This is a genomic window from Weizmannia acidilactici (genome assembly GCF_008974225.1).
In the GTDB taxonomy this organism is placed as follows: domain Bacteria; phylum Bacillota; class Bacilli; order Bacillales; family Bacillaceae_C; genus Weizmannia; species Weizmannia acidilactici.
Window position 1 is genome coordinate 1 of record NZ_BKZR01000071.1, and the last position, 6,953, is coordinate 6,953.

A 6,953-nucleotide genomic window follows, 5' to 3' on the forward strand; every position below is an offset into this window, starting at 1 on the left:
ACCATGCCAGGCGCACCAAAAAAGGCGTACTTTCATACGCCTTTTTCCGTCAGCTCGGATCTGCCGCTTCGTTTGTTTCCCGCCCTTCAAGATTTTTAGGCGTTCCCGATTCCTGCTGTTCGCCAGTGCTGATTTCTTCTTCCTGGCGAGGCGGCAGCACGGAACAAATCGTTTCCGTATCATCATGGTTAATCGTAAAACCGTATTGCCCGCGAATATCCCCGACAGAGATATTTTCTCCGACTTGTAAATTAGAAACATCCACCGTGATCGCATCAGGGATTTCATTTGGTTTTGCGGTAATGGACAATTCATGCAATGCCTGCTGCAGCACACCGCCGTCCTTCACCCCGGCGCATTCTTCCGAAAGGACGACGCGCACTTCCGCATCGACATCCTGCGACATATTTACTGCCAGAAAATCAACATGGATGACTTTATTTTTCAGATGATCCGTTTGAACCTCATGAAGCATAACGTTTCGCTGCATCCCTTCCACATCAAGGGAAAACACAGCATTTCTTCCTTCTTCGCGCAATAACTTTTCAAATTCGGCGCCGCTAACGTAAATCGGTGTATTTTCAGTTTGATAACCATAAACAACGCCCGGTATGTAGCCTTTTCTCCTAAGCTGGCGGCTGGTGGAATGGTGTCTTTCCACCCTTTTTCTTGCTTCCAGTACATTTGCCATGATCATGACCTCCTAATGTTTAAGCAAGCATCAAGTATATATTTACCCCAGCCAAATAGAATATAAACCTATTTTTTTAATTTTTTTGGCTTTATACCGGAATTCCCGACAAATTATATGTCAAACAGCGGGCTTACAGACTGGTCTTCATGCACACGGATAATCGCTTCGCCCAAAAGCGGCGCAACCGACAACTCTACAAGCTTTTCGATTTTACGTTCTTCCGGAATATTGATGGAATTGGTGACAACCAGTTCTTTAATCGGGGAGTTGTTAATGCGTTCAATCGCAGGCCCTGACAATACCGGGTGGGTGCAGCTCGCATACACTTCTTTCGCGCCGCTTTCAATCAGCGCTTTCGCCGCAAGCGTAATCGTTCCTGCCGTATCAATAATGTCATCGATGATAATGCAAATTTTCCCATCCACATTTCCGACAATGTTCATCACTTCGGCAACATTCGGGCGCGGTCGGCGTTTATCGATAATAGCGATCGGCGCTTTGAGGCGCTCAGCCAGTTTGCGAGCACGGGTCACGCCGCCATGGTCGGGGGAAACAACGACAATATCTTCTTGGCGGAATTTTTTGCCTTTAAAGTATTTCGCAATAATTGGGACGCCCATCAAATGGTCAATTGGAATATCGAAAAATCCTTGAATTTGCGGCGCGTGCAAATCCAATGTAATCACCCTCGTAGCGCCTGCCGTTTCCAAAAGATTAGCTACGAGTTTTGCAGTGATCGGTTCGCGCGCGCGGGCTTTCCTATCCTGCCTTGCATAGCCGTAGTAAGGGATGACAAGGTTAATCGTACGCGCGGAAGCCCGTTTTAACGCATCGACCATAATGAGGAGTTCCATCATATGTTCATTGACGGGATCGCTTGTCGATTGGATCACATAAACATCGCAGCCGCGGATACTTTCTTCAATATTGATTTGAATTTCACCGTCGCTGAATTGCGAAACGGAACATTTTCCCAGTTCCACCCCGACAACTCTGGCAATTTCTTCGGCAAGTTTCGGATTGGAATTCAGCGTGAAAATTTTCAAATTTGGATCTAAATACTGGTTAGACATGATGGACCTCCAATTATTGTTTATGTTTTAATTTATTGGCATAATTTTCCTTGTTGACCTGTCGTGCGCGTGCTATGGATAATGCTTCTCCCGGAACATCATCCGTAATCGTCGAACCCGCAGCAACATAAGCATTTTTTCCGATGGTTACAGGTGCAACCAAATTGGAGTTACAGCCGATAAATGCACCATCTTCAATGATTGTTTTAAATTTATGTTTACCGTCATAATTCACTGTAATCGTGCCGCAACCAAGATTGACGCCCGCCCCCACTTCCGCGTCGCCGATATACGTCAGGTGGGATGCTTTGCTGCCTTTTCCGACGGTTGATTTCTTGACCTCAACAAAATTGCCGATCCTTGCATCGTCCGCGATCAACGACTCCGGCCGTATATGGGCATAAGGACCGACTTGAACATGGGCACCGATTTCACTGTTTTCTGCAACCGATTGGCGGATTTCTGTTCCGTTTCCGACGATGCAATCCATAATGTCCGAATTCGGCCCGATCTTGCATCCTTCCCCGATGATGGTTTTTCCGGACAGCTTCGTCCCCGGGTAAATGACGGTATCCTGGCCGACCACAACATCCGCATCAATGTAAGTTTGCTGCGGATCAATGATTGTCACGCCGTTTTTCATATGGCCTTCGTTGATGCGTTTTCTCATGATCCTTTCCGCTTCGGCGAGCTGGACCCTGTCGTTTACGCCTAAAGTTTCTTCCATGCTTTCCGTATGGTAAGCAACCACGATTTCCCCTTGCGATTTTAAGATGCTCACAACATCAGGGAGATAATATTCGCCTTGGGCATTATCGTTCGAAACTTGTTTTAAAGCTCCAAAAAGCGCCCGGTTATCAAAGCAGTAAACACCCGTATTGATTTCTCTCACATTCCGTTCTTCCAGTGTGGCGTCTTTATGTTCGACAATTTTCTCCACCAATCCCGCTTTATTGCGGATCACCCGCCCGTATCCGGTTGGGTCGGATGCGTTTGCGGTTAAAATCGTTACTTTCGCTTTTTTCTGTTCATGCTCCTCAAATAGCGCCTTTAAGGTCTGCGCCTGTAATAAAGGCGTGTCCCCACAGACAACCAAAGTAGTACCGTCCTCTTTTCCCAAAATCGGTTCAGCCTGCAGGACGGCATGCCCGGTACCTAACTGTTCCTCTTGCAGGACAAAATCCGTTTTGCCCTTTAGGCATGCCTGTACTTGTTCTGCGCCATGCCCGACAACCGTCACAATTTTATCCATATCAAGCTGTAAAACCTGGTCTGCAACATGTTCGACCATCGGCTTTCCGCAGACGGGATGGAGCACTTTATACAATTTCGATTTCATGCGGGTACCCTGGCCTGCAGCTAGGAGTACAGCGAATCTATTTGCCATTTATGATCCCCCAATAAACCTTTTTATCCATAAAAAATATATCTTAAATAATCGTTTATTTCAAGGAAACCCGGGGAAATACAATTATTGGAAAACCATTTTTGTGGCAAAGTTGCGGATGATTTAGTTACAATAGAAGAATTTGCTGTAAAAAGGGGGACAGGCCGGTTCAGGGTACGGCGTCCGACAAATGCAGGAGGTGCTTGTTCCGGTGCGGGCGGCGTAAAAATATGCAAAAAAGAAGAGCCTTACTGTTGAAGTAGGCTCTTGTTGCAAATATTCTATCAGGAAGCGCCGGCTTCCTCAAATTCCACTTGTTCCAATTCCCCTAAACGGTGATATTCCGACAAAACCGCGTCGTGGATCTTACTGCGCGTACTCGAGTTGATTGGATGGGCGATATCTCTAAACTCGCCGTCCGGAGTCCTTTTGCTCGGCATTGCAACAAACAAGCCATTGTTGCCGTCGATCACGCGAATATCGTGGATAACAAACTCATTGTCCATGGTAATAGATGCAATCGCTCTCATCCTGCCTTCCGTGTGCACACGGCGCAGCCTTACATCTGTTACTTCCATTCTTTCACCACCTTAAAAGATTTAGGATCATTTTTAGTATTCAACGTACTTTAAAAATTTCCTTCTTTTTCAGAAAAAAACCCTAAAATTTTTCATAGATTGAAAGAATGGAAGCAGGGAACAGGCCATTAAGGAATAAGCGCAACCGCTTCTATTTCAACACCCGCATTTTTCGGGAGCCGTGCCACTTCCACACAGGAGCGGGCCGGTTTATGGCTTGTAAAATAGGAACCGTATACTTCGTTCACTTTGGCAAAGTCATTCATGTCTTTAATAAAAACCGTTGTTTTGATGACTGTTTCCAATGAAGCGCCTGCCTCTTCCAAAACCGCTTTTAAATTTTGCATCACCTGATGGGTTTGCGCTTCAATATCGCCTTCTACAAGCGTCCCATCCAGCTTCAGCGGGATCTGGCCTGAACTGAAAAATAAATTGCCCGCAATGATGCCCTGCGCGTATGGTCCAATTGCCTGCGGCGCCTGTTTTGTTGATACGGTCTTCATTTTGCATCCTCCTCTAAAAAAGTGCTGACTTTCGAAAAATAGTTTCCTTCCACCACTTTGATTTGCTGGCTGCGCACATCCACATCCTTCAATTTGACGAGGGACACATAATCATCCACAAGGCGTTCTTTCGTGTCTTCGGATTCCACCAGTACACCGATACCCGCCACAGATGCATTGAACTCTTTTAACAAATTGATCATCCCGTTAATCGTCCCGCCGGCTTTCATAAAATCATCGACAATTAAAACTTTTGCCCCTTCCCGCAGGCTTCTTTTGGACAGGACCATCGTCTGAATTCGTTTTTGCGAGCCGGAGACATAATTGATGCTGACAGTCGGCCCTTCCGTCACTTTGCTGTCGTTTCTGACGATAACAACCGGAACGTTTAAATACATGGCAGCAGCAAGCGCAATCGGGATCCCTTTTGTTGCCACGGTCATAATCGTGTCAATCTCTCGGTCGGAAAAAGCGGCAGCCAATAATTTGCCGACCTTGCTGATCAATTGGGGGTTGCCGATCAAATCCGTCATATATAAGTACCCGCCCGGCAGCAGACGGTCCGGATTTTCCATGAGCGTGCAAAGTTCGCTGATTGCTTCATCCGCTTCCGCCCTGCCCGCGCGCGAAATAAATTTTACGCCGCCCGCCGCGCCGGGCACGGTTTGTAGCGTTCCAATCCCCCTTTTTTCAAACGTTTCTTTGATAATCGTTAAATCCTCGCTGATAGAAGATTTCGCGGAATTGTAACGATCGGCAAAAAAACTGAGGGGTACGAGAATCCTCGGTTTTTGCAATAAATAATGCGTCATGTCCACAAGTCGTTCACTTCGCCGAAACTTCACTCTACAAACCCCCGTTACATCCGATCTCATTAAAAGCGCGGTGCCCGCCCCGCCGCATCCTTTACGCCAAAAACGGGCGCACATAAACTCAGGCAGGTGTAGGCGCCGGAAAAACTGGATATGATAACATAAATATACATCATTTTTTTGTTTTTGCAAATCAAATTCCGTACAATAGTGTATTTTATTTTATGATTGTTCGCGTTCCCCGATCAACCTTACAGTAAATACCTGTCCGCAAAATCCCCTCAGGCCGTTATAAATCCGCTGGAGCCTCGAATCGTACTGGACAAGACCGAAAACGGTAGGCCCGCTTCCGCTCATTAAAGCAAGGTCCGCCCCGAAACGTTTCATCTGCGTTTTAATGTGCGCCACTTGCGGATACGCCTTTAAAGTGACGCTTTCCAGCACATTGCCGGCAAGGCGGCAAATTTTTTGAAAATCCTGTCCGCGTATTGCCTCAATCATCCCGTTGATATCCGGATGTACGAATTGATTCAAGTCCAACTGCTTGTAAATTTCGGCCGTCGACACCCCGATGGACGGTTTCGCCAAGATCACCCAGCAATTCGGCGGGGCAGGCAGTTTGGTGATTTTTTCGCCCCTCCCTTTAGCAAGCGCGGTACCGCCATAGACACAAAAGGACACATCGGAGCCAATCTCAGCGCCGAGTTCGGCCAATTCATCGAGGGAGAGGCCGAGATTCCACAGCTTATTCAACCCTCTGAGTGTCGCGGCTGCATCGCTGCTTCCGCCCGCCAGCCCGGCAGCTACCGGAATCACCTTGTCGATTGCAATTTCTACGCCTTGCCGAATCCCGTACCGTTCTTTCAATAACCGGGCAGCCTGATATGCCAAATTTCTTTGGTCATCCGGCACAAAGCGGTTTTGCGAAACGATTTTAATCTCATTTTCGCGGAGTTCCGAGAGTTCAAGATGGTCGGACAAATCAATGGTTGTCATAATCATTTCAACCTCATGGTAGCCATCTTCGCGCTTGCCAAGCACATCGAGCGATAAATTAATCTTTGCCGGCGCTTTGACCAACAATTTCAAATCGTTCACCTACTTCCAAAATCCAGCCGCAGCTTTCCTATGCTTCATTTTTCTTATTCTAACATAATGCCCGACAAATATTTACATCAAAGAATAAATTTCATCATAAAGCAGAAGAAATTGTGGACAGGCGTAAAATTTACCGTTTTCTTCAACGGACGCCATGGCTGGGACGAAGGGCGCAAGGAGGGGCTTTCCCAAAAATCTCTTAATCAATCTGCCGGAAAAATAATTTTTCTAAACAGGGTTCTTGTTTCACGTATTTTGTTGATGATCGCGAAATTCACGAGACTCCTGCAGGAAAAGGAGGACAAGAAGGGACCCCGCAGCATGGAGTCGTGCAAAGAGGCTCGCGGACTGCCTGCAGAAAGCGGGTAATTTCGCGATCATTAACAAATTCCAACGATAGAACTGTGCATTTAAAAAGGGGCGCCCCAGGTCAATTACTGACTTTAGGGACAGCCCCCTCCGGCATGCAACAGTCCAAAAGGTACCGACAGGTCAAATGCCTGATTGTTTTTCCGAAGCCAGATGCGCTTCCGCCAGTTCAATGGCCCGTTTGACCATATTCCCGGCATCACGGGCTTTAATGCCACCCCATCCTTCTTTTTGGACAACATCATAAAAGCCCAAATCTTTCGCCAACTCTTCTTTAAAACGTTCAGACATAATCCCTCTTCTTCGGTTCATAAGATGAACATTTCCCCCTTTGGTGAAAAAGCAGGGTCAAAAAGCCCGCCTCTCCATTTTTATTTTGGTTCAAAAACAATCCCTGCATGCCTGCCTGTAGTATGTGTGGAACCGGTCCAAAATATGA

General features: G+C 46.8%; 9 protein-coding genes. 1 reads left to right on the forward strand and 8 read right to left on the reverse strand.

Going from position 1 to position 6,953, the window contains the following annotated elements:
* Positions 1–49: 49 nt before the first annotated feature.
* From GBH70_RS15940 to ispE, 7 genes are all read right to left on the reverse strand, one after another.
* Positions 50–691 (reverse strand): 50S ribosomal protein L25/general stress protein Ctc, encoded by a 642-nt coding sequence (locus tag GBH70_RS15940; RefSeq protein WP_151681953.1) that lies wholly within the window; start codon positions 689–691, stop codon positions 50–52.
* Between the two features lie 113 nt (positions 692–804).
* Complete coding sequence (locus tag GBH70_RS15945; protein WP_151681954.1) at positions 805–1,767, reverse strand: ribose-phosphate diphosphokinase; 963 nt, start codon at positions 1,765–1,767, stop codon at positions 805–807.
* A gap of 13 nt (positions 1,768–1,780) precedes the next feature.
* Positions 1,781–3,154 (reverse strand): bifunctional UDP-N-acetylglucosamine diphosphorylase/glucosamine-1-phosphate N-acetyltransferase GlmU, encoded by a 1,374-nt coding sequence (glmU, locus tag GBH70_RS15950; RefSeq protein ID WP_151681955.1) that lies wholly within the window; start codon positions 3,152–3,154, stop codon positions 1,781–1,783.
* A gap of 284 nt (positions 3,155–3,438) precedes the next feature.
* Entirely contained in the window at positions 3,439–3,732 is a 294-nt protein-coding gene (spoVG, locus tag GBH70_RS15955) for a septation regulator SpoVG (RefSeq protein ID WP_061566021.1), read from the reverse strand.
* A gap of 128 nt (positions 3,733–3,860) precedes the next feature.
* A complete protein-coding gene (locus GBH70_RS15960; RefSeq protein WP_151681956.1) occupies positions 3,861–4,235 on the reverse strand; it encodes a RidA family protein in 375 nt (124 codons plus the stop codon).
* A complete protein-coding gene (purR, locus tag GBH70_RS15965; protein ID WP_172967578.1) occupies positions 4,232–5,080 on the reverse strand; it encodes a pur operon repressor in 849 nt (282 codons plus the stop codon). The genes GBH70_RS15960 and purR overlap by 4 nt, the downstream gene beginning before the upstream one ends.
* Before the next feature lie 189 nt (positions 5,081–5,269).
* Complete coding sequence (gene ispE / locus GBH70_RS15970; protein WP_151681958.1) at positions 5,270–6,136, reverse strand: 4-(cytidine 5'-diphospho)-2-C-methyl-D-erythritol kinase; 867 nt, start codon at positions 6,134–6,136, stop codon at positions 5,270–5,272.
* A gap of 120 nt (positions 6,137–6,256) precedes the next feature.
* On the opposite strand from ispE, the gene GBH70_RS17030 reads away from it, so the two are divergent.
* Positions 6,257–6,514 carry a hypothetical protein gene (locus tag GBH70_RS17030; protein WP_151681959.1) on the forward strand — a complete coding sequence of 86 codons (258 nt, stop codon included), beginning with the start codon at positions 6,257–6,259 and terminating at the stop codon, positions 6,512–6,514.
* A gap of 123 nt (positions 6,515–6,637) precedes the next feature.
* Here the strand turns inward: GBH70_RS17030 and GBH70_RS15980 are convergent, their stop codons facing one another.
* On the reverse strand, positions 6,638–6,826 hold the full coding sequence (locus tag GBH70_RS15980) for a small, acid-soluble spore protein, alpha/beta type (protein WP_151681960.1): 189 nt from the start codon (positions 6,824–6,826) through the stop codon (positions 6,638–6,640).
* Positions 6,827–6,953: the final 127 nt, after the last annotated feature.

What these genes read in the sequence shown, in the direction of transcription:
- GBH70_RS15940 (WP_151681953.1), bottom strand. Translation starts at nt 691, where the DNA reads ATGGCAAATGTACTGGAAGCAAGAAAAAGGGTGGAAAGACACCATTCC.
- GBH70_RS15945 (WP_151681954.1), bottom strand. Translation starts at nt 1,767, where the DNA reads ATGTCTAACCAGTATTTAGATCCAAATTTGAAAATTTTCACGCTGAAT.
- glmU (WP_151681955.1), bottom strand. Translation starts at nt 3,154, where the DNA reads ATGGCAAATAGATTCGCTGTACTCCTAGCTGCAGGCCAGGGTACCCGC.
- spoVG (WP_061566021.1), bottom strand. Translation starts at nt 3,732, where the DNA reads ATGGAAGTAACAGATGTAAGGCTGCGCCGTGTGCACACGGAAGGCAGG.
- GBH70_RS15960 (WP_151681956.1), bottom strand. Translation starts at nt 4,235, where the DNA reads ATGAAGACCGTATCAACAAAACAGGCGCCGCAGGCAATTGGACCATAC.
- GBH70_RS15980 (WP_151681960.1), bottom strand. Translation starts at nt 6,826, where the DNA reads ATGAACCGAAGAAGAGGGATTATGTCTGAACGTTTTAAAGAAGAGTTG.